Raw genomic sequence first — 26,407 nt, 5'->3', positions numbered from 1 at the left:
TGGCCTACCCGCCGACGGGCAGGACGGTCTCCTCGCCGAGGATGCCCGCCGTGCGGGGCGTGAACACTCCCGCCCACGCCCCGCACACCACCCTGACAGCGCAGACAGCCCCGCCAACGCGACGACCCCCGAACATCACCAGGCGCGGTCAACCCCACTCACTCGTTGGACACTTGCCGACATCGCCGACGCGACGGTCAGCCACGCGAACCCCAACACCATCCGCAGGAGAGGCAGTATGAAGCGCCCGTCGGCATCCGAGCGGCGACGGGCTGCTCGCCGCGGCGGTCGCGGCTCATCGCCGCACCGCCCCAACGCCGGGGACGCGCAGCCCGCGGGTGAGCTGCTGCACTACGACGACCCGCACGACCGCGCCGAGCGGATTGCCACCGTGCCCGCCTGCGCCGCTGGTGGCGTAGCGGCGCATCAGAGCAGGCACCTTGACCGTGGTCCACAGCAGGACCATCACGACGAACAGGTTGAGCACCCCGCCCGGTTCGACCGGCAGGCCCAGCAGCGGCAGCATGGCGCTGGTGTCCAGCAGCATCCACTGGCCGGCGAACAGCACGAACGCCTGCACCACCGGGATCGCCAGCATGGCGACGTACGACCGCCACCACAGGCGGGCCACACCCTCTGTTTGCGGCAGGGCGTGGCAGGCCAGGGCGATCGGCGCGACCGCGGTGAGCACCAGCGCGACCGCGAAGCGGACGATCACACTGCAGGCCGTGGCGGCGAGCAGGACAACGATGATCGCCAGGCAGACGACGAACAGCAGACCGGCGCTCTGGTCCCGCGCGGCCATCAGGTGGGTCTTGACGGCGTCGAGGGCCCCGTCGCCGTTGAAGTCCTGCGCGGTCAGGGCGGTGGTGAACGCGTTCGCGGCCTCGATCAGCGTGCCGGCGATCAGCTGCGAGAAGTGGGCGGTGACGAACCCGACCACGCACCGCGGCAGGAGATCCTTCGCGGTGTAGCGGGCGCGTTCGTCACCGCCGGCGACCATGGGGAGAACACCAGCGGTGACGAACGCCAGGACGAAGACGGTGTCGACGACCCAGACCGACCGTCCGGTCAGGGCCTGCACCTGCGGCAGGCTGGTGACGTCCGGGGTGATCAGCAGCGCGCGGGTGATCGCGGTGATGAGCCCGTTCAGGCAGTCCAGCAGCAGACCGGCGAACCAGTCCAGGATCTGGTCGAGCGCCCAGGCCATCGTCAGCCTCCGACGATTCCCTGAACGACCCTCAGCAGGACGGGCGCGAGCACGGCCAGGCCGTAGCCGATCAGAGCGTTCTTCAACGCGCCCTTGGCCTTGTCGACCTGGACGGGGTCGCCGCCGGCGGTGGCCCAGTACACCCCGGCCAGGACCAGGAACAGGGTGGCGACGGCGGCCAGGATGCCCATCACCCAGGCCTGCAGGTTGGCGATGACGGTGGGCAGGTCGTTGACGGCCAGGATGACCGGCTCACCGGCGTCGCCGTAGGCGACGGCGGGCACGGCCAGCATCCCGAGGGCAGCCGCAGCGGGCGCGGCGACCCGGGCGACGCGGCGAAGCGTGGACAGCGCGATGGTCAGAGCACGAGAACGTGCCCACAACGTGGGGAACATGGGTGGCTGCACCTCCCGCACCGGCTCACGGCCGGCGCGAATAGTCGAACTTGGCGGTCGGGGAGCCGCCGCCGGGCGCGGGAGACACATGCCGGACAGGGGAGCGCGGTGAACCTCGGGAGGAGCTCGTCCTCCCGTTCGGGTCAGCGGCGATCGATGAGGTGTCAGCGCATCAACGTGGCGCGGCACCCGAGGCACCCGGTCCCGTGTCAGCCCTATGTCCCGGCCCGACGGCGGGCGAAACCAAACCTCCGCATGACGCCGTGGTGGCGCCGGAGGAGTTCCGCACCCTCAAACCGGCGTTTGTGAGCCCTGGCGAACACCTGCCTGTCCCACAGCGCTCCGACACCACCTCACAAACCTCGAACGACCCTGGCCGGCACGCCTTTCCGGCGAGCATGCCGCCGGTGACGGAACCGCCTGTCAGCATCGGCGCCGGAACCTCACAGCCGCCTCCCCGACATCCCCTGGACGCCGTTGTGAGAGTTCCGACAGCCCGGCCCACCCCCGGGCACGGCGGTTCGCCGCCGTACCGGGGAATGGATGGGGAACCGGTCGCCGATGCGGCACGGCAGGCTCGCCGCACACGGTCGCGGACCCGACCAGATGGCCGGGCCCGCGTCGGGCCGCTCAACGGGGACGGCACCTCAGGCGGCTGCCAGCCTCACCCGCGCCGCAGCCGGTCGCGGACCAGCGCCGCGGGCGGCCCGAATGTGTTGTCGTCGCTCGGCCGCCGCGGCGAGGTCCTCCTGCACCCGCGGTGAGATCACCTCGGTGAGAAGCCCGGCGGCGAGCGCTTCGGCGATGCGGACGTCGATGCGCTCGACGCGCCGCCGCAGCGTGTCGACCTCCACGCCGAGCCGGGCGGCGATGGGTTCGATGGCCCGCCGGCCCAGCCGCAGGTCGATGTAGGGCTGCTCATCGCACTCATCGACGATGCCCAACTCGACAGCGCGGCGCACGAGAAGGTCCGGATGCCCGTAGGGCCGCCTCGGAGTACGCGGACCGGTGACGTGCTCGAGGTCGTCCACCGGCACGGCCTCGGCGCCAGCACGCTGCCGCAGTTCATGGCCGGCCCGCCACGCGGCCATGCACAACGCCGCGTACGGCGCCGGGCGGGCCAGGTCAACCCGGTCGCGCAGCGCGGTCAGGAAACCGGTGAGGATCTCGGCGTCCAGGTCGTGGGCGTCGCCGGCCCAGCCCGTATGCAACCGGCCGGCGTAGCGGCGCAGCGCCGGCATCGCCAGGGCGACCGCGGCGATGACCCAGGCCGGCCCATCGAGGCGGGCGCGCAAGATCAGCTCCCGCCACACCACGTCCCGCACCCTGTAGGCGCGGGGATGCTTCAGCAGCCACTGCCGCAACGCCGGCAGCGCGATGACACCGCCGGGCAGACCGGTGTCATCACCCAGCTGCCCGACAAGCGAATCGAGGTCCAGGGACAACGGGTCGGGGTCGCAGGTCAGGCCGGCGAAGGCGGTGTCCACGGCGTCCAGAGGGGAGTCGGGCCAGCCGGTGGCGGAGGAGGTCATGTCAGGAACTCCCATGTCAGAGGCGAATGTCGAGGACGGGCCGACGCAGCAGCCGGCACGCCTGACCGCCATTGCGCCACCCCGGCCTCACGGACCCCTGACAACGCAGGCTGGCCGACATGGACACCGGGTCGACGCCATCAGTCGCCTCTCGCGACACCACCGCTCACTGACGATCGACGTCGACGTGCACCGTTCTGATACGCCACGCTGACCTGCGCGCTGACACGACCAGAGACGGACGGACACGCTCCGCAGCCGCGGCCGGATGAGAGGACGCGCCACCGCGGCGCGGGCCCGACGACACATCCCAGCCCGTCTCCCAGCGCCTGACAGCGAACAGTGACAGACCGCGATCGGCTGGACGCCCGGCCGCCTGCCGGCGTCCACGGGGCGTGGGGTGCGCCGGCGTGCCGGCTGACAGCGTCCGTCCGCCGGGCCGTGACGGTCTGACGAGCCGCCATCCGAATGACAGCTTCGGAGCCGGTGCCCCCCGGCGGCGCCGCTGCCGTCCGGGGAAGTCGGACAGCGGTCTGACAATGCCGGCCAGCACCCCGTGTCATTGGCGTACGCCGCTGGTGTGGCCGAGGTGGCCGTGACACTGGGCGGCTGACAGAACTGGGACGATCGACGGCTCTGGCAGCCTCCCGATATTGATCCGACCCATGGAGTCGGCACCCGCGTGAATATCCCGGCGGCCAGGGCAGCCAGGCGGACGGGAACCGGCTGTCAGACATCTGCGAGATCACCGTGAGAGAGGCAGGTGTTCGCCACAGCTGACAAACACCGGTTTGAGGGTGTCAGCGCACCACGGCGCGGCGCGGAGCCGACACCACATGAGCGAGCACACGCCGCAGCACCACAACCCGCATCCCGACCCCACCGCCGACACCGGCCTGCTGGCCGAGGTCGACCCGACACCGACCGACCTGGTCGCCGGCGACCCGCCGGTACCGCTCACCGTCTGGCGCACCGCCCGCACCCCGGGCGAAGCCGGACGCAGCATCGGCACCCGACTGGCCGGCCGCCTCATCGCCGCCTACAGCCGCCCCGGCGAAGCGGTCGTCGACCTCACCACCGACCACGCCCTCACCCAGGCCTGCGCGGCCGGAGCGCGCCGTCACCACCCCGCGTGGTTCACCGACACGTCCAGCCTGATCATCGGCCCGGGCGCCGCGGCCCCGCCTGCCGGCGCCACCGTCGGTGCGGAACTGGACGGGGAGGACGACCTGCCCGAGATGGGCGCCTGGTTCGGTGACGATCTCACCGACCCGCAACTGCACCCACCGACCGACACGGCGGCCGTCCCGCCACCCGACAACTCCCTGCAGCAGGCGACCAGTCTCGTGGTCGCCTGCTGGCCCCTGCACGAGCACGCCGCCGCCAACTGGGTCCGGCTGGCGTGGCTGCTGACCGCCTGCGCCGCACTGCTGCAACCGGGCGGCTGCCTGATCCTCCTCGTCACCGTCCCGGCCGGCACCACCACCGGCCCGGAAGACTTCTCCGGCGTGGTCCAGGCCGCCGCCAGCGTCGGACTGGGCTACCTGCAGCACCTCGTCGCCGTCACCGCCGACACCGACGGCGACGCCTTCGTCTACCACGTCACCGACGAGGAACTACTCACCCTCACCACCACCGACCAGCGGTGGCAGATGGCGCACCTGCGAGTCCACGCGGACCTGATGGTCTTCAGCCAATCCCAGAGCCGCGCCCCGCGTCGACGGGGCGGGCGCGAGGGCGATGGTCGCCGTGGCTAAGCACCGCGCAGACACCGTCGGCGACCCCGACGAGCAGAGCACACCGACTGCCCCCTTCACCATCGACCCGATCGGAGGTCATCAGGCTGCTGCCGGCCCGGAGGGCCTGTCGGTGTGGGCGACGGCCCAGGCCACCGGCCCGGTCCAGCGCCGCGGCCGGTACGTGCGCGAGTCCGTGCAACACCCGGCGCGGATGCTCCCCGCGATCGCCGCACACGCCGTCGCCGCCTACACCCAGCCGGGGGACCTGGTGCTCGACCCGATGTGCGGGATCGGCACCACCCTCGTAGAGGCCATCCACGCCGGCCGCGACGCGATCGGCGTGGAGTACGAGTCACGCTGGTCCGACATCGCCGACGCCAACATCACACACGCCCACACCCAGGGCGCGACCGGCCGGGCAGGCGTCATCCGCGGCGACGCCACCAGCATCCTGTCGCTCGTACCCGGGGCCCTGGCCGGGCAGGTCGCCCTCGTCGTGACCTCTCCGCCGTACGGGCCGACCGTGCACGGCCTGGTCCGGCCCGGCGCCGACGGCGTGGCCAAGTTCGACAACGCCTACAACGACGGCACCGACCGCGGGAACCTCGCCTACCGCGACCTCACCGGCCTCGCCGACGGGTTCGCCCAGATCCTCGCCGGCTGCCACACCCTCCTACGCCCCGGTGGGGTCGTCGTCGTGACCGCCCGACCGTGGCGCAAGCACGGCGCACTGGTCGACCTGCCCAGCGCGGTCATCGGCGCCGGCATCCGCGCCGGCCTCACCCCCGTCGACCGATGCGTGGCGCTGCTCGCCGCCGTCCGCGACGGCGGGCTCGTGGCCCGCCCGTCGTTCTTCCAACTCCAGGCCGTCCGCAAGGCCCGGGCCGCCGGCACCCCCATGCACCTGATCGCGCACGAGGACGTTCTCGTGTTCATCAAGAGCCAGAGTTCCGGAAGTTCCCGCGAACCCAAGTGTTCTCACGGGGAACCCAAGGCGCGGTAGCGGGCTGCCTCATTCCCGTGCTGCCGCCCCGTGCGGCGCTGGGCGGGTCGGTCCGCCGCCCGTGGCAGAGACGTCACGGTGGGTGGGCTGACTCGTTTCCGTGCTGTCGCCCTGAGGGCTGACGAGGTCTTGTCATGTCGTCCGCCGCCGTGTCGACCTGCCGGCGTGACGTGGTTGAAGCTTGGTCCCTATCTCCCGATTGAGGCACGTCCGCCGGGTTTAGCCGCGGCGCCGCGGTCCCCACCAGGGCAGGATCGGAGGAAGATCACGCAGCGGGTTCTTGGGAGGCTTGGGCATCGGCGATTCGTCATCGTCGCCGTCCCACCGTCGACCGTACTGATCGGGCAGGTTCCCCCAGCCCCAGTACGGCGTCGGCTCCGTCGGGACGAAGCCGAGCTGTTCCAGCGGATCGATCCGCTGTTCATCGACCGTGCACAGGTGCGTCCAGTCGTCACCCATGTCGAAGACGTAAGCGAGCTGTTCACCTGGGGTGAGCCTGCTCAGGTTGGTCTTGTCGCTGTCGACAGCACCGTCCGGGGCCTCTTCCCAGACCTGGAACGAGCAGACCGGTGTCACGTCGGCAAGGGTGAACAGGCGCAGGTGTGCCAGGTCCCATCGGCCGAAAGCGTCATCGATCGCCGCGCCGAACTGCTCAAACGTATGCGTCCGCGCTGCCGCGAAGATCCGCCCTGGGCGAGGCCAGAAGTCCTCGCCACGGCCGGACACCAACTCAACCCGGATCGACAACCACGTCCGCGCCACCGCACCGCCTCCGTCACCAGCTGCGCAAAGAACGCTACCGGCAGCACCTCCCTCGGAGGCCGCCGGGGGCCAGAAGCCCAAGCTTGACATTGGAGCGACAAGACATCTCCAAGGCCGGCAAACGCGCCGCCATCAGCGGTGTCCATAGCAATCTGTGGACAAGCGCCACCCACGCTGTTCGCGATCTTCGACCGCCCCTCGTGTTCGTGGAAAACGTCGCCGCCTTCCCCCACGCCGACTCGACGTCGTTCACGCCGACCTGGCCACGCTCGGGTACGAAACGAGCCGGCTATGCCTGTGCATCCGACGCCCCGCACCGGCTGGACCAGTTGATCCTGCCCGCCACCGGCGGCGGGAGCAGCTACTCGCGCTGCCCACCCTCTGCGCCCGCGAGGGTAACGGACCCGAGCACACATCACGGCTGCTCGACATCACCGAACCCCCACGGCACCCGCCACCTCCCACCAACCCGATTCGCCAGCGACAGCAGAACCAGCGGCCACCGAGTCGGCCCCGACTTCCGCCCAACCCTGTCCGGGGTCCTGCTGCCTAGACCCCGCGCTTCCTGATGCCAGAGACCCCGGCCACCACCGCACCCGGCGGATCTGGCCTGCGCACTACCGTCGCTCACCCCGCCACCACGCTCGGCGCACCCTCACCCACCCAACCCGGACAAGGCGGCCAACCCGTCCTCGCCCCACCGTTCGTGGCATCGCTCATGGGCCTGCCCGACCCCTCGGTCACCTGGCGTTCGCCCTGCCTCGCACCGTCGCGCTACGGGTTCTCAGCAACGGTGTCGTCCCCGCCCAAGCAGCCGCCGCCCTCCGCCCTCCTGCTGTGCCGTCACCACTGACCACCCGCGGGCTCTTCGCGGGCCGACCAGACATCCGCCGGCGAAGAGCACGCCCCACCCGCGCCTGCGAGGAGCTCACCGTGCGCGACAACCCGCCCCGCCCCCGACGACGCCCACCGCCGCCACCCACACCCGTCCGCGCGACGGGACACCACGACGAGCAGGAACCGCGCCTCTACACACCAGCCGAAGCCGCAGCGCTGCTGCGCATCCCGGAATCCTGGCTACGCCGCCGCGCCGGGCGCCGCCAGATCCCCTGCACCTTCCTTGGCAAGCACCTGCGCTTCTCCGCCGCCGACCTCGCCGCCCTCATCGCCGCCTCCGCAGAACCGGCCACCGGCCGCCGCACCCACCGGCGGTGCCACCCGCCGACGCCGACTTGATCCGACCCGCGAAGTCACGCGTCCATCACCGACGCACCGCACCTGCACCGAATGGAGTAACCCATGGCTTGGGTGGAACAACGCGGCATGAAGTTCCGCGTCCGCCTCCGTATGACCGACGGCACCGTCACCACCGACTCCACCCATGACCGGCGCGCCGATGCCGTCATTCGCGCCAAAGAGATCGACGTCGAGGTCGCCCGCGACACCTTCATCGACCCTCGCGGCGGACGGATCCCCCTCGCCGAATGGGTGCCCATCTGGGAGTCCACCCACCAAGCGTCCCCCGCTACCTGGGCCGCCTACCGCAGCCACTTGCGGCTGCACATCCTGCCCAGCCTCGGCCCGCTACCCCTGGTCGACATCCGCCGCCAACACATCAAGACCCTCGCCGTCGTCCTCGGCAAACGCCTCGCACCCCGATCCGTCGCCGACGTGATCATGGTCCTGTCGATGGTCCTACAAGAAGCCGTAGAAGACCGCCGGATCCCCTTCAACCCCTGCCGAGGAATCCGCATCCCCAAAGGCATCCGCGCCGAGCGGCCCCACGCCACCGCCGAACAAGTCGCCGCCATCGTCGCCCGCCAAGCCCGACCCTCCGACGGCCTGATGATCCTCACCGCCGCCTACACCGGCATGCGCTGGGGCGAACTCGCCGGCCTGCACCGAGACAACCTCGACCTCACCCTCGGCAGCATCTACGTCCACCCCGACACCGGGGCCCTGCACGAAGTCGAAGGCAAGCTGTACCTCGGCCCACCCAAGACAAATGACTCCGTTCGCCACATCCGCCTACCCCGCTTCCTCACCAACCTCCTCGCCACCCACCTCGCCGGTCACCCCCACCACACCGTCTTCCCCGGCGCCCGCGGCTACCACCAACGCCGCTCCAACTTCAACCGCCGCGCGTGGACCCCCGCCCTCACCGGCGGCCCCCAGCGAGACATCCCGCCGATTCTTCCCGGGATGCACTTTCACGACCTGCGCCACACCCACAAGACCTGGCTGATCGAAGACGGCATCCCCGAGATCGCCCAGGCCCGACGGCTCGGCCACCGCCTCGCCGGCGTCAGAGGCATCTACAGCCACGTCACCGAACCCATGATCACCAACCTTGTTGATGCGCTGCAGCGACGCTGGGAAACAACCCATCCCGACCGCCCCAACAGCACGCTGCGGCATCTGCGACCCGTCGCTTGATCAGGCTGCTGAGGTGCGCATAGGTGTCCAGCCGTTATTAGCCACATCATCTCGCCCAGGGCTGGACATGGGCGAGCACTGGTTGAGCGGGGGGTGTTGTGCCGCGCATTCGCGGGCACTAGCACCGCTGCGGAGAGCATCTGAGACTCCGCCGTCAAGCCTGGTTCGCGCAGCTCAGCGCCGACGGCTGGACCCTCCTTGAGCCGTACGTGTTCGACGAGCGGCGCCACAAGCCCGGCGATCTGGCCGCCACCGTCGGCACGTTCCGACCGACCCGCACCAGCTGACCGGCCACACCCACGGTCACCTAGTGCCGCGTCTTTGAACGTTGATCGTGTAATCCGTCGGTTCTGAGTACGTGTCGGGCAGGCTGTCTCCCAACGCATGAGGCTGTGGGAGGTGGTGGCCGGTGGGCAGGCGCCCGGAGGTGTTTGTCCGGCAGGTGTCGATGGCTGAGGGCCAGCGGTTGCAGCGAATCACCCGGACCGCGAAGGACCCGGTGAAGCTGCGCCGGGCGATCGTGGTGCTGATGTCCGCCCAAGGGCAGCCGGCCCCGGACATCGCGCACTTGCTCAAGACCAGCGAGGACTACGTCCGCGACGTGATCCACGCGTTCAACGAACGGGGGTTCGACGCGTTGGACCCAAAATGGAGCGGGGGCGCACCGAGACGGATCGATGAGCAGACCCGCGACTGGATCTGCGTCATCGCCCGGTGCGACCCCCGTTTCCTCGGCAAACCATTCTCCTGCTGGTCGCTTGCCAAGCTGCGCGACTACCTCATCGACGCCGGCTATGTCACGGCGATCAGCGTCGAGACCATCCGGCGGATCCTGCACGAACGTGGGGTCTCCTGGCAGGCCACCAAGACGTGGAAGGCCAGCAACGACCCTGACTTCACGGCGAAGATGCGCCGCGTCCTGGACCTCTACGACCATCCGCCGGCGGACGGCCGGGTGCTCTGCGTGGACGAGTTCGGTCCGTTGAACCTGCAGCCTCGCCCCGGCCGGGCCTGGCGTCCCCAGGGCCAGCCGGTGCGGCTGCGGGCCACCTACACCCGCGAGCAGGGCGTGCGGCACATGATCGCCGCCCTCGATTTGGCCACGGGCAAGCTGCACTACCGCATCCGTGACCGCAAACGCTGGCGCGAGTTCCTCGGCTTCCTCAAGACCCTGCGTCGCCGCTGGCCTGAGGACAGGCTCTACCTGATCGTGGACAACTTCTCCCCGCACAAGCACCCCGAGGTCCGCGCCTGGTGCGCCGCCAACCAGGTCGACCTGGTGTTCCTACCGACCTACGCCTCGTGGCTGAACTGGATCGAGGCCGAATTCGCCGCGGTGCGGTACTTCGCTCTCAACGGCACAGACCACCGCGACCACGCCGAGCAGGACGCCGCGATCGGCGACTACATCCGCTGGCGCAACCAGCGAGCTCGACCGAAATCCGGATTCGCGATCAACTCCAAGATCCGCCGCCCGGATTACCCGTTCAAGGCTGCATGACGAGGCACTAGACGGTCACAGCGCCATTCGTCTATGGCTTCCAAGCCAAAGAGACCGGCCATGCCCGACGGCTCCGCTCGATGGGAAGTGGGCGTATCGCCGCTCGTGGTCCTTTGTCTGCCGATCACGGCATGTCCCAATTCGTGTGCGAGTAGGTAGACGAACATGGCTTGCTGAGTTCCATCGGGTGTGGAAGTCATCATTCCCATATCCATCACTACATCGACTTTACTGTAGTTAGTCGGGTCGATCGGCATTGTCTTTCCGGCAACCTGGCCGCCGATTCTCTCCGGCGAAAAGCTCTTGTCTGTTGCTCGGCGATTAACAGATGCCGTCAGATTCCCTGACATGACGACCGTTGTTTCGAGCGGAGGAGTCGACAAATCTTCGGCTACGGTCGCGATGGCCGAATGAACCGGCTGGATAAACTGATGATACTCAGATTCCTGGAAGAATTCGTTGAGAACGATCAGAGGAAACTTATCCGGCAATGGACTCTCCGATCTCCACCCCTAAGGGCACAGGTTGTCGCACGCAGGGATGCACCATACACCTCGTCGCCGACAGTCCGAGGGCGTAGACGCGTCGCCCTGCCCATCTTCCAGTCCATGTCAGCGCCTGATCAAGTTGACTCGGTCGGCATCATCGAGGTGTGACGCCACTGAGCCCTTTTCATCCTGCGTAGCGGTTGGCTTCGACGTGGTGCAGGACGAGGATGGCCTGCACGATCGCGGTCGCTCGGTGTGGGCAGCAGCGCAGCTTGGTCAGGATTTTCCAGGTCTTGAGTGTGGCGATCGCGCGTTCGCCGCGGGCGCGGATCTTCGCGTGGGCCCGGTTGACGGCCTTTTGCCGGCGTGACAGCTTCGGCCGGAAGCGGCGCCGCTTGAACGGGGTGCGCACGCTGCCGCTGGCGCCTTGGTAGCCCTTGTCCGTGAAGGTCATCACGTCGGCGCTGGTCAGGGCGTCGATGATGGCGTGGGTGCGGGCGGCGGTCAGGTCGTGCGTCGAGCCGGGCAGCGCGGCCGAGGCCCAGACGAGACGCCCGGCCGCGTCGGCGATGACCTGCACGTTCACTCCGTGACGCTTGTGCTTTCCGGAGTAGTACGGCTTCTGGTTGGCGACCCGGTCGATCGGGATCAGGGTGCCGTCGAGGATTGCGTAGGCGAGCAGCCGGATCCTGGTCATGGCCGTGGTCAGGTCGTCGGTGGTCGCGGCGAGGAGGTCGATGGCCTCGCGGACATAACGCCAGGCCGTCGTGACGCCGATCTCGAATCCGGCGGCCAGGCGGGTCAGGGTGTCGCCGTTGCGCAGGTGGGCCAGGGCGAGCAGGGCTTGCCGGCCGGGGTCGAGGCGTCGCCACCGGGACCGTCGCTGCTGGCGGCGGGTTCGGATGAGGGCAGCGAGGTGGTTCAGGCTGGCGGTGGACAACGGAATCGCGGCAGGGTAAGACAGCACAGCGAGGCTCCCGGTTGGGGCATCTGATCTTGGTCGATTGCTGTCTTACCGGGAGCCTCGTCCTACATGGACATCGACCTCCCGCGCCGCCCGTGACCTGCACCGTCACGATGAAAATGGCTCACTCTGGGTTCCCCTCGCAGTTGCGGTGATCGGCGTACTCGGCACGCTCTCTGGCGGCATCGCGGGCGTGCTGATCACGCAGCGCCGCTCGGACCGGCGAGAGGATAAGACGTGGGAGCGAGAGCGGGCACGTGAGCACGAGCGGTGGTCCCGGGAGGACGAGGCCAGGACGTTCGATCACCGCCGCGAGTCCTATGTCGACTTTTACGACTCACTCAAGACCATGGCACGGTTGGCTTACGACAAGGGTTACGGCTTCCTTGAGGAGCCCGAACTCCCGGATGACTGGCATACAACGGCCTTCGAGAGGCTCAACCGTTTGAGGATCTATGCTGCGCCACCAGTTGCTGCGGCAGCCGCTGCGGCATACAACGCAGCCTGGCAGTGGGGGCACTATTGCAAGCACGACGACCCGGATGACCCCAGGTTTCATGAGGGGCAGGTAGCGTACGACAACGCAGAAGTCGACCTTCTCATGAGGATCCGCGAGGATCTGGCGATTCCCGGCAGTGGCACAGACGACGTAGCACCGTTCATCTGAACGTGCGGCAGCTCAGGGCCGGTGGTGGCGGAGGCCAGCTAGCCGTGTGACCACTGTGGCGATGTCCGCCGGGGGCGCGGTCCGTGACACGAGAGCCGACTCAGTCTGTTCCGACAGCGTCCGTACGCGCGTCAAGGCCCGCGGGCCGGGCGGCGGCTCGCTCCCCAGGAGGGGCGGGTCGATGGCAGACAGGGATGGCTCATTCATCCTTCTCGGCCTCTCGTTCGACATGCGCAAATTTACACCCTTCCTGCTGGCTTGCCTGCCGCGTTTTGGTGGTTTCTGAACGGGTAGGCCGTGGCGGCTCGCCAGCGAGGTCAGGAGGAGCACATGGCGATTAATACGACGCGTGACCTGTTCATATATGAGCTAGGCATACTAGGTGAAATGGAGATATCCGGGCGGCGGGTACTCGACTTCTTGGCCCATCGAGTTAGTGACGATCTCGGGCAGATCGTACGGCGCAAGCAACAGGAATGTGTGCAGTGGAATCACAACATCAACTCCTGCGCCAAGGCATTCGGCACCTCCCCGCTTTCAACCCGGTCCGACACTGTTGAAGGCATGTATGGGCGATTTGAAAGCTTCGTACGCACAAACCCCTCAGTCGACCTCGTTGATCAATTCGCAGTCGATACTCTGATTCGGTTCCTATACCTCACCATTGCGGCACACAAGACCCTTTTTGATTGGGCGATTATTATGGGTGAGGCCCAGTGTGTGCAGTATCTACACGCCAACCTCGTCCAGAAGCAGGAGAGTGCGGCTGAAATTGAACGGTACGGCCACGAATTGGGCGTACGACTCCTAACCCCCGTCGCTCGGCCCGCGTGAGCTTACGTCGGGCACCACAGGGGCTACCAGCCTCCGGAGACAGGGAGGCTGGAAGGTCTGCAGCCGTCCGATGAGGAGGTCATCCTCTCGCTCTTGCCTGTGATCATCCTGTCCACATGCCGGCTAGGCGGGGACGCCGGCCAGCCAGTTTTAGGCCAGCCGAGGGCCGTGCTCAGGAATGAGTCCTCAGATACCCGCAATCGTCCGACGCGCGGCGGCATTTCGGCATTGAATGGCTCGCATGGAAGGTGCTGGTGCGGCCAGTGGTTTGGGGGTGAGGCTCCTCGGGGGGAGTGGAGCAAGCAGGAAGCGAGTTTTGTCGAACTCTTTTTCGATCTTGTGCTGGTCTTTGCTCTCAACCGGGTGGTGGCTACCAGCACGTCGCAGCTGGCGTCTTCCCCCTCTAGTGCAGGGCGGTGGGCGAGCCTACTGCAGGCACTGCTGCTGATCCTGCCGCTGATGTGGGTCTGGTCAATGACGGCTTACAGCACGGCGCGCTTCGAGCCCCGCCGCCTGGCGGTGCAGGTCATGGTGCTGGTGACAGCCTTCGGTGTGTTGCTCCTGGGCGTCGTCACGCCGAAGGCGTTCGGCGGCAGTGCGTGGATGTTCGCCGGCGTCTACGTCGCGCTCCAGGCCGGCCGGGCGCTGGTGGTTGCTGTGGCGTTGCGGTCACATTGGTTACAGCGCCTCTATTGGGGAATCCTGGTTTGGTTCTGCGTGTCCGCCGTGGCGTGGCTGCTCGGTGCCGTCGCCCACGATACGGCCAGGATGCTGCTTTGGTCGCTCGCGATCGTCATCGAGTACGGATCGGCGCGGCTGGGCTGGTGGGTGCCGTGGCAAAAGCCAGAGCGCATCTTGGCTTGGGAGGCCGCTGCCGGGCATCTCGCTGATCGGTATCAACAGTTGGTGCTGATTGCGCTCGGGGAGACGATCCTCGCGGTCGGGATCGCCTACACCGAGGCGTCCGGGAGCCGGCGCTTTCCGCAGACGTTTGGGCTGGTGATCGCGTTCATCACCGCTGTGCTGCTGTGGCGTATCTACTTCTACAGGGCGGGCGAGGTGTTCGGATCGGCGGTCAAGTCGGCGGCCAATCCCGCCAGGCTGGGCCGAGTAGCCGGCAGCGCTCATCTGCTCATGATCCTCGGGGTTGCCGCCGCCGCCATCGGCAATGAACTGGTGCAGAAGCACCCCACCGGCCACACGTTCAAGTCTTGGCTTGCGTTGATGCTCGGCGGCCCGGCTCTGTTCGTGGCGGGCCGCACGCTGCTGGAGTGGGTGGTCTTCTCCCGCGTGTCCCGGCCCCGGCTGCTCGGCATTGCTGCCCTGCTGCTGCTCGCCGTGCCGCTGGCCTTCGCCCCGCCGCTGGTGGTGGTCACCGTAGTGGCCGTGGTGCTGCTCGCGATCGCCGTCGCCGACGCACGCCGGGCAGCCGGGAAGCCTGCTGAGGCACCCACGCCGCCGGGCTGACCATGGGCGGCAGACTGAGGATCGCCATACTTCGTAAACATCATAGCCGCTATCAAACCCGGGGCGGTTCATACAACGATCATCGGCGAAGCTCACGCCGACACACCGAGCCACAGCGGACAAACCTGGCCTTTCAAGATCTGTAGCGAGACAGTCCTGCTTCTAACGCTCGTGGGTCATGACTGACCAAGGTTGGTGACCAGGTTGACGGCGACGGCCAGGATGCCGGTTCCGAAGGTGTACGAGAGCAGTGCGTGCCCGAGCGCGATCCGGCGCATGTGGTTACTCGTCGGTTCGTTCTCGCCCGGGGCATAGGACATGCCGACCGTGAAGGCGATGTACGCGAAGTCGGCGTACGCCGGTGGATCTTCCCGCTTGAAGTCGATGCCACCGCCGTCGTCGCGGTAGCACAGCCGGGCGTACTTCAACGCGAAGACCGTGTTCACCAGCGCCCACGCCAGGACCACCGCGATGACGCTGAGGATCACCAGCGTGACTGCCACTGCGTCATGCTGGTTCGAGGCGCGCACGAGCGCCTCGGCCACGGCGGCGAGACTGGCAACGGACGCGATCAGGATCGCCGAGTCGGTGGAACGGGAGTGCTGCTCCGCCTCGGCAAGCTGCTCGGTACGCTTCGGGCTCGCCGACCAGCAGGCCCGCCACACCCAAACGAGGATCGTGCCCGCCGCGATCGTCCAGACCACCAGCGGCGTCAGCTCCGGCGCCCCGACGAGCGCGGTGGCCGTGCCGGCGACGACACCGGCGGCCAACGACCACAGCGCACGCCTGACGGACAGCAGGCGTCCCGGCGCACGTCCCGATCGCTGCTCCACCCGTTCAGCGTTCCGGATCAACCGGGCCGGCCAGCGGAAACCCGGAGCCATCACCGGATCGGGCCGCATCGAGGGTGGGGCGGGGTGGCCGGTGTGCTGCGGGGAGGGTTCCTCATCCGCGACCGCAAGTACACCGCCGCCTTTCGATCACGCCTTCGCCGCCCGAACTCGGCGGAGATGTCTGGGGCGCAAGACGGCGGAGAGCGTGGTGCTGTCGGAACACTGAGCGCAATTCGGTCCCCCGCCGATGGCCAAACTCGGACGCCTGCCGGACGCCTGGGTCAAGTCCACCGGTAACAACGCAGCGCTCGTGAGGGCAGACCGCAGGGTCCGCGGGTACCGGGGTCCCGCGCCTCCCGGCCTGCCGGTCAAGGCGCCGATCCGATGGTGGGCAGGCCGCAGGCGCCGACGGGGCCCAGCGCCTGGGACGCTCCGGTGCGACCTCCGCGACAACCACCCTCAGTGGCTGCCCTGCACCCGCAGCGAGTACAAACCCTGGCCTCCCCAGAAACCCATAAGGCCAACTCTGTGGGCGAAAGGTGCGTAGCGTTCAGGTGGGCCTGTGCCGAGGACCCACCCCACCGGCAGAAAGGGTATGAGATGTCGCTCGACGCGTTCCGCATCCCTGGCGGCTCCTTGGACGACCTGATGAGTCGGTTCTTCGGGGGGGATCCGTTCGCGGGACGTCCGGTGGAGCGGGTCGACCTGTCCCGGCTGCTCTCCACCGAGTCGCGGCAACTGCTGCAACGGGCAGCCGAGCAGGCTACGGAGTGGGGCAGTCCCTATCTCAATGTCGAGCACCTGCTGTGGGCCGCCGCCCAGGCCGACCCCACCCGCCGGATGCTCGGCGCGAGCGGCGCCGACCCCGACGACCTGGCCCGCCAGATAGAGTCGGCCGTCCCCAAGGGCAGGCCACGCGAGGACACGCCTCCGCTCGCGCCGGCGGCGAAGCGCGCCCTGCTCGACGCGCACCGCGAGTCGCGACGGTCCGGCGCGACGTACATCGGCCCCGAACACCTCCTGCTCGGCATCGCCGCGAACCCGGAGACGACCGCGGGCCGGGCGTTGCGGGCGCTCGGTGGGGCCGTCACCGGGCCCACGCCGCCGGCGGGCGGTGCCGACGGGCGCGGGGCCAGCAGCACCCCCACCCTCGACCAGTACGGGCGGGACCTCACCGAGGACGCCCGGGCCGGTCGGCTCGATCCGGTCGTCGGCCGTGACGACGAGATCGACGACACGATCGAAGTGCTCTCCCGGCGTACGAAGAACAATCCGGTGCTCACCGGCGAGCCGGGCGTCGGCAAGACGGCCATCGTCGAGGGCATCGCGCAGCGCATCGTCAACGACGAGGTGCCCGAAACCCTGGCCAACCGGCGTGTGGTCGCACTCGACCTGTCCGGGATGGTGGCGGGCACCAAGTACCGCGGTGAGTTCGAAGAGCGCCTGAAGAACGTGATCCAGGAGGTGACGTCGGGCGAGGACGGGCTGATCCTCTTCATCGACGAACTGCACACCGTTGTCGGCGCGGGCGGCGGTGGCGAGGGGGCGATGGATGCCGGCAACATGCTCAAGCCCGCCCTGGCCCGCGGCGAACTGCACGTGGTCGGTGCGACGACACTGAACGAGTACCGTCGCTACATCGAGAAGGATCCCGCGCTGGAGCGCCGGTTCCAGCCGATCCTGGTATCGGAGCCGAGCGTGGAGGACACCGTCGCGATCCTCAAGGGCATACGTGACCGGTACGAGGCGCACCATCAGGTGCGCTACACGGACGAAGCGCTGGACGCCGCCGCTGAACTGTCCCACCGCTACATCACCGACCGGTTTCTGCCGGACAAGGCCATCGACCTGCTCGACCAGGCGGGCGCCCGGGTCCGGCTGCGTTCCCGCACACCCGCTCCGGACAAGAAGGAGATCGAGAAGCGGCTGTCCCAGCTGCGCCGGGAGAAGGACAGCGCGGTGGCGAACGAGGACTATCAGCGCGCGGGTGCGCTGAAAGCCGAGATCGGTGCGGCCGAGCGGGACCTGGCGGCGGCGCAGGAGGGCACGCCTCCGGTGCCCGAGGTGCGCATGAGCGACATCGCCGAGGTGGTCAGCCGCCGTACCGGTGTTCCCGTCACCCAGCTCACGGAGGTGGAGAAGCAGAGGCTGAGGCGCATCGAGGAGCAACTGCACGAGCGCGTGGTCGGCCAGCACGAGGCCGTACGGGCTGTGGCGGCCGCCGTACGCCGATCGCGTTCCGGGCTGAGTGACCCCCAGCGACCCGACGGGTCGTTCCTCTTCCTCGGACCCACCGGCGTCGGCAAGACCGAACTGGCCAGAGCCCTCGCCGCGGCGCTCTTCGGCGACGAGTCCAGCATGATCCGCTTCGACATGAGCGAGTTCCAGGAGCAGCACACGGTCAGCCGGCTGGTCGGAGCGCCCCCGGGCTACGTCGGGTACGAGGAGGCCGGTCAGCTCACCGAGGCGGTCCGGCGCCGGCCATACTCGGTGCTGCTCTTCGACGAGGTGGAGAAGGCGCATGCGGATGTGTTCAACGCGCTGCTGCAGGTGCTCGACGACGGTCGCCTCACCGACGCACAGGGTCGCACGGTCGATTTCAGCAACACCATCCTGATCATGACGAGCAACATCGGCGCGGACCGCATTCTGGCCGCGCAGGCGGCAGGGCGTCCGGTCAACGACCAGCGCGAGGAACTGATGGGGCTGCTGGGGCAGCGGTTCCGGCCGGAATTCCTCAACCGGATCGACGAGATCATCGTCTTCACCGGCCTGGACCGGGACCAGCTCCTTGAGATCACCGGCCTGCTGCTGGACCGCACCCGCCGTCGGTTGCACGCACAGAACATCAACCTCGAGATCAGCCCGGACGCCACGCAGTGGCTGGCCAACCGGGGCTACCAGCCCGAGTACGGGGCGCGGCCACTGCGGCGCAGCATCCAGCGCGAGTTGGAAGACCGGCTGTCGACCCTGCTGCTCGAGGACGGGGCGAGTCCGGGCGACACCATCGAGGTCAACGTCGTCGGCGGCGAACTCGACCTCTCGGTCCGGCCCGCCGTGCCGGCTGGCACGTGACACCCGACGAGCAGCTCGGCGAGCCGTCGCGGTGTGTCCCGGGGGCTCCACCCCGGCGAGTTGTTGCAGCAGATCATCCAAACCGCGGCCGTGCTGGGAGGGCTTGACGACGACGCCGGCGCAGGCCGGTCAGCCTGCGGGACAACCGCCCGGCCAACCCCCTGTGCCTGAAGGACGTCGCCATCGGCCCCCAATGCGTAGAAGGCGCTGCGCCGCACGGGCGGCATCCGCTGCACCCCACTGAATGACGGCACCGTGAGCGCCGGACCGGTCGACGTGACGGTCAGTCGCTGACAACCGGCCGCCATCACCGGCTGGCCGTCTGGAGGCGGCCGGTGATCGTCCTCAGGCAGCGCCGACGTCGGTGGTGAAGGTCGCGAAGGCGAGCAGGCCGGAGTAGGCGGCCAGGCCGATGGTGAACCAGGTGAAGCTGGAGTGCCTTTCGGGGGCCAGTTCGTCGACGAAAATGTTGAGCAGGATCCCGCCACCCAGGAAGGCGGTGAGCACGTTCATCAGCACGCCGGTGGGCTGGACGGCGACCGCGGTCACCCAGCCGCCGGCGGCGCCGGCGACCAGGACGAGGCGCCACCCGGTGGTGAGGCTGACCGGGAAGTGCTCGGCCAGGACGCCGTCGGTGGCCAGCACGTGCAGCCCCATGGCGACGGCGAACAGCACCGCCGGCCCGAGCCCCGCGTCCAGCTTAGTCGCCAGGGTGTACGTGATCAGGCCGCTGTACAGGGCGAAGAAGCCGAGCTGGAACCCGAAGACCAGCCGGGTGGGCTCTTGCCGGCGCTGCTGCGAGCGGTGGGTGACACGTTCCAGGGCGTAGAACGTGAAGAAGCCGACCAGCGCGACGAGGAACAGCACGAATCCGCGGGCCGGGGTGGGCCTGATCTCCTCCTCCAGGACGTGGGCCACCGCCTGGTTGCCCTCCGCGAGGCGCGGCAGCAGGTAGCGGAACACGTACGCGGCGGCGATGCCGCCACCGAGGGACGTCGCCGCGTGGGTGGGCACCGGCAGTCTCCGGCGGATGGCCGGCGCGAGAAGGTGCAGGGCTCCCAGCGCCACCGCCGCCGCCAGCGCCGCCCACAGGCTGCCCGCCCGGGTGAGCGTCACCGGGGCGGTGGGTTGCCGGCGGCCGGCTTGGAGCGCTGGAAGATGCCGAACAGCCAGAGCAGGGAGGGCGCCAGCAGCAGCGCTCCGACCGCGAGGACGGCGAGCACCGTGGCGAGCACGGTGGGATCACCGGCCGCCTCGGTGACGGTCAGGTCGGGCGGCAGCAGGTCTGGGTACTGGGCGGCGCCCCAGGCCCAGAGGACGGCCGCGACCGCGAGGGCCGCGGTCACCCGCACCGCCCGGTAGCGGCCGGTGGCGATCAGCACCAGCGACCCGAGCCCCGCGGCGAACGAGAGCAGCACCAAGGCGAGCGCCCGGCCCCGAAGATCGGCGAAAAGGTCCGGCGCGTCGGCGGCGACGACGGCCAGCCCGGCCGCCGCGCCGACGCCCACCACTATGCCGGTGACCAGGGCGCGGCGGCGGAACTGGGCCACCAGGTCGGCGGCACCGGCGCGGCGCGCGTCGTGGATGAGGTAGACCGCGGCGAGGTACGCGCACACGCCGATCGCGAGCAGTCCGCCGTAGATGGAGGTGGGATTGAGCCAGCTGCGCCAGATGTCACCCTCGGCGATGCCGGGTGGGACGCGACCGGAGGCGACTGCGCCGACGATCGAGCCGAGGAAGAACGGGGTGGCCACCGAGGAGAGCGCGAAGGTGGCGCCGTAGAGGCGTTGCTCGGTGAGGGTGTGACTGGCCTTGCGGAAGGCGAAGGCCGCGCCACGACCGATGATGCCCAGCGCGGCCAGGGTCAGCGGGATGTAAAGGGTGGAGGCGAACGCGGCGAACGCGGGCGGAAAGGTGGTCCAGAACAGGGTGATCACCAGGATCAGCCAGACGTGGTTGGCCTCCCACACCGGGCCGATCGAGTGCGCGATCAGTTCCCGGCGGGCTGCGCCGCGGCGCGCCCCGCCGGCGAGGAGGTCCCAGATCCCGGCGCCGAAGTCCGCGCCGGCGAGCAGGGTGTAGAGCGTCAGACCGGCCAGCAGCACCCCGAGCAGGACGTCGACGACGGTCATCGGCCGCTGTCCACCGGTTCGGGTACGCCCTCCTGCGGAGCGACCGGCTCGTCGCGGTGGCAGGCCATCCGCCACAGAACCGCGACGGTGGCGACGGTGAGCACCGCGTAGACGGCGGCGACCAGGGCCAGGCCGGTGGCCAGGCCCGGCGCCGGATTTACCGCCTCGGCGGTGCGCAGCACGCCGTACACGATCCAGGGTTGCCGCCCGACCTCGGTGACGACCCAGCCGGCCTCGACCGCGACGGCGGCGGCGACCCCGGACAGGGCGGCGGCCCGCAGGAACCACGGCGAGCGCGGCGGACCCCGACGCCGCCACCACGCAAGCGCCCACCAGGCGGAAAGCGCTACCAGCCCGAAGCCGATGGCCACCATCAGCTGGAACGCCCACTTGACCACCGTCACCGGTGGCTCCTGATCGTCGGGCACCTGGTCCAGGCCCATGACCACGGCGTCCGGATCCCACCTGGCCAGCAGCGACAGGGCGTTGGGCACCTCGACTGCGTACCGCAGTTCCCCGTCGACGTAGACGCCGCCGAGCGAGAGCGGCGCGCCGGCCTCGGTGCGGGCCAGCCCCTCCATCGCGGCGAGCTTGGTGGGCTGGTACTCCGCGACGAAGTGCGCCGCCCAGTCGCCGACCACGACCTGCACCGGGGAGAGCACCGCAGCGACGGTGAACGGGATGGCGAAGCCGAGCCGGTGGTAGCGGTCCCGGCGGCCGCGCAGCAGGGCCACCGCGTAGACGCTGGCGATGCCGAAGCCGGTCACCATGAACGCCGCGACGATCATGTGCAGGGTCTGCGGCGGCGTCGCCGGGTTGAACATCGCCTGCCACGGCCTGACGTCGGTGACCTCGCCGGAGACCAGGTCGAAGCCGCGGGGCTGGTTCATCCAGGCGTTTGCCGACACCACGAAGAACGCGGACGCCACGCCCGCGACACAGACCGGCAGTCCGGAGAGCAGGTGCACCCGGGGTGGCACCCGGTCCCAGGCGTACAGGTAGATCCCGACGAAGATGGCCTCGACGAAGAACGCGATGCCCTCCATCGCGAACGGCAGGCCGATCACGTCGCCGAAGCGGCCCATCAGGCCGGGCCAGAGCAGCCCCATCTCGAACGACAGGATGGTCCCCGACACCGCGCCGACCGCGAACAGCACGCCCATCGCCTTGGCCCAGCGGTGCGCCAGCCGGGTGAAGGTCGGGTCCCCGGTGCGCAGACCGCGCCACTCGGCGAAGACGGTGACCGCCGGCATGCCGACGCCGAACGAGGCGATCACGATGTGCCAGCCCAGGGACAGGGCCATCTGCACCCGCGCCGCCATGAGGTCTCCCGGGGCGGCGTCCTGGGCGAGCAGGTCAACCAGCATCGGGTTCCCCACCTTCGTTGCGTGTCAGCCCTATGGTGGTCTAACGGCCCGGCTGCTGGTCGGCAACGCGAATGCCGCATCCCGGGCGCGGAATCAGGGCTTGTACTCGCTGCGGGTGCGGGGCAGCCACTGCGGGTGCTTCTCCCGCAGGTAGCGAACCATCGCCTCGCGCAGGTCGCAGCGGAGGTCCCAGGCGCTCGGCCCGTCGGCGGCGGACGCCTGGATCTGGATGACGACGGTCTGCGGGTTGGCATCGACCATCTGAAGCACCCACTGATGCCGGTCCCACAGCGGCGACGCCTCGATCAGGCGCTGCGCCTCGACGCGCAGGTCGTCCAGGTTGGCGGTGTGGTCGACGTGGACCTGGACCTTGCCGACCACCCGGGTCTCGTGTCGCGTCCAGTTCTGGAACGGGCGCTCGGTGAAGTAGGTCGTGGGCAGGATGAGCCGGCGGTCGTCCCAGAGCCGGATCACCACGTTAGTCAGTTTCACCTCCTCGACGCGACCCCACTCGCCGTCGATGACGAGCACGTCACCGATGTAGAGGCCGTCCGCGAAGGCGACCTGGATGCCGGCGAAGGCGTTGCCCAGCGCGGTCCGGGCGGACAGGCCGATCACGGCGCCGATCACACCGGCCGAGGTGAGCACCGAGATGCCGAACAGGCGTATCGGCTCGAAGGTGGTCATGATCAGACCGATCGCGACGATCGTGACCGCCGTCGAGGTCAACCGTCGCACCGGCCGGATCTGGGTGCGGGCGCGGCGGATCCGACGGTCGGCCCTCCCCCCGGCCGGCAGCCGGCTGAACGCCACGATCTCGGCGACGTGCAGCGCCCTGACCACCAGCAAGGCGACGCTGCCGATCAGCAGCAACAGGATGGCGTGCCGGCCCGCGCGCAGCCACCGGCCCGGCCCTCCCGGCAGCGCGGCGTAGAGGCCAGCGAGTAGCAGAACGGCGGTCATCGGGCGGCGGCAGGCCTGGCGCAGCGGCGCCAGCAGCCATTTGTAGCGACCATGGGCGATCCGGTTGACGAGTACGCCGCTGAGCACGTCCACCAGCACGGCCGCCGCCACCGCGGCCAGCATGATCACCGCTCGGCCCATCAGCTGCCGTTCACCGCGATACCGATGGTCATTACTTCCGCTCCCGTCCGGGTCGTCCCCACGGCAGCGTGTCACGAGACGGCCGATCGCCGGGCGTACATCGCGACCGGCCGAAGTCCCCCGGCGGCCGCGGCACGCGGCGCCGCCGCCCGGGGCTCGGGTGGCGAGGAGGTCGCCCGTGATCATCCGCGCTAGCCGAATCCGCCGTGGGAGGCAAAAACCAGGCCGCGGTGCACACCTGGTACCCGGCCAAGTTCGGCGGAGGTCCGGTGGCGCCGTTGCGGACCGTCGCCGATGCCATTGCCACCTGGCCCGAGTACGCCACCGCCGTGGCCGTACGCCTCGACGCGCATGACCAGATCACGGTATGCGCGCCCCACGGCCCCGACGATCTGCTCGATGGGGTGTGGCGGCGCAACCCGGCCAGGGCCAGCGCGGAGATCTCCCGGCGGCGACTCGCCCGCCACCGCCCCACCGAACGCTGGCCTGGTGTCCGCGTCGTGATGTGACCCGGCGCTCGAAGCCCGCTGCCCGAGTCGACCTGCTAATCGCAGGGTGCCCCGTTGCGACATGTGAGTGCGTCTAAGGATGTCTCGTAACTCGGTGATGGCGTTGCCGCGCAACGGTTCCTGGATCAGCCGGCCAGGATGATGTTGTGGAGGTGGGCGATGCCGGATGCGGTGTCGGCCAATGTGTGGGCGGCGCGGCGGTAGTCGCGCAGGATCTTGAAGCATTTCATGCGGGCCAGGGCGTGTTCGACCTGCGCTCGGACCGAGCGATCCTGCTTGTTCAGGTCCGCCTTCCACTCGGGCAGATCACTGCCGTCAGCGGGCTTGCGGTCCGGGATGATTACCTCAGGATTGCCGCGGTAGGCGCCGTCTGCCATGACCGGTCGGCCGGCCAGCTTTTAGAACTCCTAACCCCGATGATTCGCCGGTGACGGCCGCTTGTTCGACCAGGCCCGCAGCTATCGACCAATGTTGATGGAGTGCGTGGTCTGGGCGGGGGCGGCGGCGAGGTGCGTCTGTGGCAGCACCACGACGTGCTGACCTGCCAGGTCAGCGACAACGGGCCCGGGCTGGGCGAGATTGCCGTCGCGCTGCCGTCGCCTGATGGTTTCCGAGCGTCGGCAAGGTGTGACGCATCAGCTGACCGGCCACAGCCCTGGCCCGGTATGCGGTGACCAGGCGATCATGGCCGGAAAGCAGGCCCGGATGGCGCGCCCAGCTACCCAACGGCTGTCGAGACGGCACAGCGCAGCAGAGGAGTGGTATGTCTGACGAGCTCGGCGTGACAGGCACTCCCGCGTTCGTGCGCGGCTCACCGTGTGACGTCGCGGTGATCGGAGCGGGCATGGTCGGCTTGTCCACGGCCTGGTTCCTGCAGGAAGCCGGCGCACGGGTGACGGTCTACGAGCGTCATCACGCTGGCGCCGGCTCGTCGTGGGGCAACGCCGGCTGGCTGACCCCGGGGCTGACCGCCCCACTGCCGGAACCTGCGGTGCTGCGTTACGGTCTACGCGCGGTGCTCAGCGCCCGATCCCCGGTGTACCTGCCGCTGCGGGCCGACCGTGACCTGTGGCGTTTCCTGCTGTCGTTCGTGTTCTACAGCACCGCCCGGCGGTGGCGACGGGGCATGGCCGCCTACGTCCCCCTCAACGAGCGCTGCCTGGATGCCTTCGATGCCCTCGCGGCCGGCGGTGTGAGCGCCGTGACGACGCCGGCGGAACCCTTCCTGGCCTGCTTCGCCCGCGAGCGTGACAGCCGTGGGCTGCTGGACGAGCTGGAACAGATGGGCGACGCCGGTCAGGACGTCACCTTCCGCCCGGTGACCGGACAGGTGGTCCGATCGATGGAGCCCGTTCTGAGCGACCGGGTCGGTGCCGCCGTCCAGATTTTCGGGCAGCGGTACCTGAACCCTTCCGAGTTCATCCCGTCGCTGGCGGATGCGGTCCGGGCCCGCGGCGGCCGCATCCTCGACAACAGCGAGGTGACCGGTCTGCAGCCGGCAACCACGGACGTCCGCGTCACCGGCCCATTCGGGCAGCAGCGCCGCCATGACGCTGTGGTCATCGCCACCGGAGCGGCCTTCGGTGAGCTGGCGGCACGCTTCGGCGTACGTCGCCCGGTGCAGGCCGGGCGCGGCTACAGCTTCAGCGTGCCTGTCGAACGGATGCCCGCCGGCCCGCTGTACTTCCCGGCGCAGCGGGTCGCCTGTACTCCGTTGGGCAGCCGGTTGCGGGTAGCCGGGATGATGGAGTTCCGCCGGCCCGCCGACGAGTTGGACCCGCGACGCATCACCGCCGTCGTCGACGCGGTGCGGCCGTTGCTCAACGGGGTGAACCTTGATGACCGTCGCGACGAGTGGGTCGGTTCCCGGCCGTGCACTCCTGACGGCCTGCCGTTGATCGGCGCGACCGCCGCGCCGCGGGTGTTCGTCGCCGGTGGCCATGGCATGTGGGGCATCGTCCTGGGGCCGATCACCGGACAGTTGGTGGCCCAAGCGGTGCTCAAGGGTGAGGTGCCCGCGGAGCTGGCGCCGTTCGACCCGCTGCGCTAGCGGGTGCGTCAGCGCTGCCGAAGCCCCTGCCGAACGTCCGGAACGATCAATTCAAGGTGGTCCGATGCTGGTGGCGAGCTCTCGCTCGCACACCGTCACTGCGTTGGCGGCGTTCAAAGCTGTCCATCTCACGGCCCCGCGGCCGATCGCCGCAGTTTCCGACGGTTGCTCCTCGAGCAGGACGGCGACTGGGCAACGCAGCCCGCAGCCGTCGGGTCGAGACCCACGGCGAGCGAGGTAGTTCACGACACCCACCGATCGCCAGGGCGAAGCCGTTCGAGCTTCCGCCCTCTTGCTTCCCGAAGCACTTTCGGCCTCCCGACCAAAAAGCGGTACATG

The 26,407-nt window shown here is 69.2% G+C and carries 22 protein-coding genes and 1 pseudogene; 11 read left to right on the top strand and 12 right to left on the bottom strand.

Annotated elements, in window-relative coordinates; translation table 11 throughout:
• Window positions 1–295 precede the first annotated feature (295 nt).
• From ABIH81_RS29895 to ABIH81_RS29885, 3 genes are all read right to left on the bottom strand, one after another.
• The gene (locus tag ABIH81_RS29895; RefSeq protein ID WP_349878188.1) at window positions 296–1,210 is read right to left on the bottom strand and encodes a conjugal transfer protein TrbL family protein; all 915 of its coding nucleotides are present in this window, start codon (window positions 1,208–1,210) and stop codon (window positions 296–298) included.
• 2 nt (window positions 1,211–1,212) lie between these two features.
• Entirely contained in the window at window positions 1,213–1,605 is a 393-nt protein-coding gene (locus tag ABIH81_RS29890) for a pilin (protein ID WP_013285002.1), read from the bottom strand.
• Between the two features lie 647 nt (window positions 1,606–2,252).
• Window positions 2,253–3,137 carry a hypothetical protein gene (locus ABIH81_RS29885; protein ID WP_349881241.1) on the bottom strand — a complete coding sequence of 295 codons (885 nt, stop codon included), beginning with the start codon at window positions 3,135–3,137 and terminating at the stop codon, window positions 2,253–2,255.
• An 836-nt stretch (window positions 3,138–3,973) separates the two neighbouring features.
• Between ABIH81_RS29885 and ABIH81_RS29880 the strand changes: the two genes are divergently transcribed.
• A complete protein-coding gene (locus ABIH81_RS29880; RefSeq protein ID WP_349878187.1) occupies window positions 3,974–4,894 on the top strand; it encodes a hypothetical protein in 921 nt (306 codons plus the stop codon).
• Window positions 4,878–5,879 (top strand): DNA methyltransferase, encoded by a 1,002-nt coding sequence (locus ABIH81_RS29875; RefSeq protein ID WP_349878186.1) that lies wholly within the window; start codon window positions 4,878–4,880, stop codon window positions 5,877–5,879. Before ABIH81_RS29880 ends, ABIH81_RS29875 begins: the two co-directional genes overlap by 17 nt.
• Before the next feature lie 219 nt (window positions 5,880–6,098).
• On the opposite strand, the gene ABIH81_RS29870 is transcribed toward ABIH81_RS29875, so the two are convergent.
• A complete protein-coding gene (locus tag ABIH81_RS29870) occupies window positions 6,099–6,641 on the bottom strand; it encodes a hypothetical protein (protein ID WP_349878185.1) in 543 nt (180 codons plus the stop codon).
• Window positions 6,642–7,574: 933 nt separating this feature from the next.
• Between ABIH81_RS29870 and ABIH81_RS29865 the strand changes: the two genes are divergently transcribed.
• The 3 genes from ABIH81_RS29865 (at window position 7,575) to ABIH81_RS29855 (ending at window position 10,578) form a co-directional block, all read left to right on the top strand.
• Window positions 7,575–7,877 carry a helix-turn-helix domain-containing protein gene (locus tag ABIH81_RS29865; RefSeq protein WP_349878184.1) on the top strand — a complete coding sequence of 101 codons (303 nt, stop codon included), beginning with the start codon at window positions 7,575–7,577 and terminating at the stop codon, window positions 7,875–7,877.
• Window positions 7,878–7,940: 63 nt separating this feature from the next.
• Window positions 7,941–9,077, top strand: a complete 1,137-nt coding sequence (locus tag ABIH81_RS29860; protein ID WP_349878183.1) for a tyrosine-type recombinase/integrase — start codon at window positions 7,941–7,943, stop codon at window positions 9,075–9,077.
• A 409-nt stretch (window positions 9,078–9,486) separates the two neighbouring features.
• Window positions 9,487–10,578 carry an IS630 family transposase gene (locus ABIH81_RS29855; RefSeq protein WP_349878182.1) on the top strand — a complete coding sequence of 364 codons (1,092 nt, stop codon included), beginning with the start codon at window positions 9,487–9,489 and terminating at the stop codon, window positions 10,576–10,578.
• On the opposite strand, the gene ABIH81_RS29850 is transcribed toward ABIH81_RS29855, so the two are convergent.
• Complete coding sequence (locus tag ABIH81_RS29850; RefSeq protein ID WP_349878181.1) at window positions 10,557–11,069, bottom strand: hypothetical protein; 513 nt, start codon at window positions 11,067–11,069, stop codon at window positions 10,557–10,559. The two genes, ABIH81_RS29855 and ABIH81_RS29850, sit on opposite strands and share 22 nt — an antisense overlap.
• Before the next feature lie 181 nt (window positions 11,070–11,250).
• Window positions 11,251–12,033, bottom strand: a complete 783-nt coding sequence (locus ABIH81_RS29845) for a transposase family protein (protein ID WP_349878180.1) — start codon at window positions 12,031–12,033, stop codon at window positions 11,251–11,253.
• Between the two features lie 148 nt (window positions 12,034–12,181).
• On the opposite strand from ABIH81_RS29845, the gene ABIH81_RS29840 reads away from it, so the two are divergent.
• From ABIH81_RS29840 to ABIH81_RS29830, 3 genes are all read left to right on the top strand, one after another.
• Window positions 12,182–12,697, top strand: coding sequence for a hypothetical protein (locus ABIH81_RS29840; protein WP_349878179.1), 516 nt, complete (start codon window positions 12,182–12,184; stop codon window positions 12,695–12,697).
• Between the two features lie 330 nt (window positions 12,698–13,027).
• On the top strand, window positions 13,028–13,531 hold the full coding sequence (locus tag ABIH81_RS29835) for a DUF892 family protein (protein WP_116507033.1): 504 nt from the start codon (window positions 13,028–13,030) through the stop codon (window positions 13,529–13,531).
• 168 nt (window positions 13,532–13,699) lie between these two features.
• Window positions 13,700–14,998: a low temperature requirement protein A gene (locus ABIH81_RS29830; protein WP_349878178.1), complete on the top strand. Its 1,299-nt coding sequence runs from the start codon at window positions 13,700–13,702 to the stop codon at window positions 14,996–14,998.
• A 176-nt stretch (window positions 14,999–15,174) separates the two neighbouring features.
• Here ABIH81_RS29830 and ABIH81_RS29825 read toward each other — a convergent pair whose 3' ends face one another.
• Entirely contained in the window at window positions 15,175–15,831 is a 657-nt protein-coding gene (locus tag ABIH81_RS29825; RefSeq protein ID WP_230650317.1) for a DUF1345 domain-containing protein, read from the bottom strand.
• Window positions 15,832–16,431: 600 nt separating this feature from the next.
• On the opposite strand from ABIH81_RS29825, the gene ABIH81_RS29820 reads away from it, so the two are divergent.
• Window positions 16,432–18,906, top strand: coding sequence for an ATP-dependent Clp protease ATP-binding subunit (locus ABIH81_RS29820; protein ID WP_349878177.1), 2,475 nt, complete (start codon window positions 16,432–16,434; stop codon window positions 18,904–18,906).
• A 345-nt stretch (window positions 18,907–19,251) separates the two neighbouring features.
• Here ABIH81_RS29820 and ABIH81_RS29815 read toward each other — a convergent pair whose 3' ends face one another.
• The 4 genes from ABIH81_RS29815 to ABIH81_RS29800 form a co-directional block, all read right to left on the bottom strand.
• The gene (locus ABIH81_RS29815; protein WP_349878176.1) at window positions 19,252–20,022 is read right to left on the bottom strand and encodes a hypothetical protein; all 771 of its coding nucleotides are present in this window, start codon (window positions 20,020–20,022) and stop codon (window positions 19,252–19,254) included.
• Window positions 20,019–21,038 (bottom strand): cytochrome d ubiquinol oxidase subunit II, encoded by a 1,020-nt coding sequence (locus ABIH81_RS29810; RefSeq protein WP_030275000.1) that lies wholly within the window; start codon window positions 21,036–21,038, stop codon window positions 20,019–20,021. The genes ABIH81_RS29815 and ABIH81_RS29810 overlap by 4 nt, the downstream gene beginning before the upstream one ends.
• Complete coding sequence (locus tag ABIH81_RS29805; RefSeq protein WP_091331579.1) at window positions 21,035–22,405, bottom strand: cytochrome ubiquinol oxidase subunit I; 1,371 nt, start codon at window positions 22,403–22,405, stop codon at window positions 21,035–21,037. The genes ABIH81_RS29810 and ABIH81_RS29805 overlap by 4 nt, the downstream gene beginning before the upstream one ends.
• 93 nt (window positions 22,406–22,498) lie before the next feature.
• Window positions 22,499–23,509, bottom strand: a complete 1,011-nt coding sequence (locus tag ABIH81_RS29800) for a mechanosensitive ion channel domain-containing protein (protein ID WP_349878175.1) — start codon at window positions 23,507–23,509, stop codon at window positions 22,499–22,501.
• A 206-nt stretch (window positions 23,510–23,715) separates the two neighbouring features.
• Between ABIH81_RS29800 and ABIH81_RS29795 the strand changes: the two genes are divergently transcribed.
• Window positions 23,716–24,018 carry a nucleotidyltransferase family protein gene (locus tag ABIH81_RS29795; protein WP_082931039.1) on the top strand — a complete coding sequence of 101 codons (303 nt, stop codon included), beginning with the start codon at window positions 23,716–23,718 and terminating at the stop codon, window positions 24,016–24,018.
• Between the two features lie 125 nt (window positions 24,019–24,143).
• Here ABIH81_RS29795 and ABIH81_RS29790 read toward each other — a convergent pair.
• Window positions 24,144–24,413, bottom strand: a pseudogene (locus ABIH81_RS29790) (transposase family protein); the annotation flags it as partial.
• Window positions 24,414–24,847: 434 nt separating this feature from the next.
• Between ABIH81_RS29790 and ABIH81_RS29785 the strand changes: the two are divergent.
• Window positions 24,848–26,068 carry an FAD-dependent oxidoreductase gene (locus ABIH81_RS29785; RefSeq protein ID WP_218128569.1) on the top strand — a complete coding sequence of 407 codons (1,221 nt, stop codon included), beginning with the start codon at window positions 24,848–24,850 and terminating at the stop codon, window positions 26,066–26,068.
• Window positions 26,069–26,407: the final 339 nt, after the last annotated feature.

The organism is Micromonospora sp. HUAS YX12, assembly GCF_040215685.1.
GTDB classification, from domain to species: Bacteria; Actinomycetota; Actinomycetes; order Mycobacteriales; family Micromonosporaceae; genus Micromonospora; species Micromonospora tulbaghiae.
This window is presented reverse-complemented; position numbering and strand designations above follow the sequence as displayed.